Annotated in this window: 1 protein-coding gene; it reads right to left on the bottom strand. The window is 39.4% G+C overall.

Features of this window, described 5'->3' with window-relative positions; translation table 11 throughout:
• Window positions 1–52: 52 nt before the first annotated feature.
• Complete coding sequence (locus IEY67_RS25075; RefSeq protein WP_129732729.1) at window positions 53–1,855, bottom strand: reverse transcriptase domain-containing protein; 1,803 nt, start codon at window positions 1,853–1,855, stop codon at window positions 53–55.
• Between the last annotated feature and the right edge of the window lie 103 nt (window positions 1,856–1,958).

Genomic DNA, 1,958 nt, shown 5'->3' with positions numbered 1-1,958 from the left:
AACCGGACGTACACGTCTCCGCGTATCCGGCTTTCCACTAACATATCAGTCATTATCCGTAGTGTATTTTCATATGACATGGTCGGCATACTGCTATGGTCTTTCTCTGACGAGCAATCATAACTTTTTGCCAATCTGCTTTCCCCTTTAGGTCTTTGAGTTTGCGGATATGATGCATTTCCATATCCTCAGTTGCCCCGCAGAGTTCGCACTTCCTCTCTTTAAGCCTATCGGTTAAACTTGTATAGCTCAGACCGAAAGCTACGAATGGAAGATTGTCATACTTAGATTCAACATCTGGAATTCTTTTCCTAAAACCTTTGTTGTAGAAAGTTGCTTGCTTATTTCTCCCTTTGCTGTCGGTATAGGATATGGTGAAAATACCATCCTTTTTATACTTCGTGCAAAGTTTCTTGACGGAAGTTCGATACTTCCATGCAAAAGTTTTGTACATGCTGTATTCCATTATGTACTTAAAGCTGTTTAGAGTTGAGCAGTTATTAGCAAGTGCGTAGTAGTTGTAAATTCCTCTAATCTCCGCATTGTAGCGATATAAGATTTCAAGGCTTTCGTTGTCGATTAGTATTGATCTCGCTTTTGGTTTCCACCTTTCGACACCATCGTGATTTTTCAGTTCGACAGCATCATACTCAAGTAGCTTATGCTTAATCATATTTTTAGGAATTCCTAACCGTACAATTTTGTTTACCGTCCTACTCAAATTTCCAGCAGCGTTACGCTTAATAAAGTTGGATTTCCATACAGCGACTTCATAGCCGAGGAACAGGGCAGGTTTCTCAGAGTGGGTTATCAGTGTTTTATCCTCTGATAGTTCCAATTTGAGCTTTTCTTGGAGATATTTTGCAATATCTTCTTTGATTTTTCTTGCCTCATCCTTACTTCCGATAATACCTATAATGAAATCATCGGCATACCTGACATATTTCATTCGCTTGTAATTCGTATCCATCTCGTTGCCGTATGGTATCTGGAATATTTGTTTGCTAATAGTTTTAATCTGCTCCATAAGCTCAATCCTTTCGGATTCATCTTCTACAGATCTTAGGTGTTTCACAGTTTTGCGTTTCTTACTTTCTAATCGTCTGCATTCGAGATTCCGTTTGCGCCCTTTTCCACAATCGAAGTTTATTATGTACTCTTCCATGTATTTGTCGAGCTTGTCGAGGTATATGTTCGCCAGTATTGGACTGATGATACCTCCTTGCGGCGTTCCGCTGTAAGTCTTATGGAATTTCCAATCTTCGATATACCCAGCATTAGCAAATTTTCGGATTAGTCTTAGAAAACGCTCATCTGCGATGCGTTCTTTAAGTACATTAATCAACACATCATGGTTGATGTTGTCGAAGAATCCTTTTATATCGCCTTCGATAAACCATTTGGCTCCATTAAATGCTCTTTTTATATAAGCTAAAGCCGTGTGGCAACTTCGGTTAGGACGAAAACCATGTGAGGAGTGTTCAAAACTTCCCTCATAAATTGCTTCTAATATCATCCTTACTACCTCTTGCACAAGTTTATCGTTAAATGTTGGTACTCCGAGAGGGCGCATTTTTCCATTTTTCTTAGGAATATACACTCTTCTCGATGGTTGGGGCTGATAACTTTCATCTTTCAATGAGGTTATCAGTTGCTCAATACGAGATAGGCTCATTTCGTCAATGGTTTTACCATCTGAGCCTGCTGTCATGTTGCCTTGTTTTGCATAAATGCGTTGATAAGCAACATAAAACATCTCTTCGTTGAACAGAATTCGGTACAGACGGTCGTATTTGTACAAAGCGTCATTACTGTGTTCTGTTAGACTGTTTAATACTCTTTCTGGATTTCTCATAATGTCTCACACATTATCCGTTAATAATATTAAAATGTTAGCTGCCACCCTTCGCCATGTACAAGGCTTTCCCTTGCTCGGACTACTATGGTGGCTCCGTTAC

This window comes from Parabacteroides faecis (assembly GCF_014647375.1).
GTDB lineage: Bacteria > Bacteroidota > Bacteroidia > Bacteroidales > Tannerellaceae > Parabacteroides > Parabacteroides faecis.
This window is presented reverse-complemented; position numbering and strand designations above follow the sequence as displayed.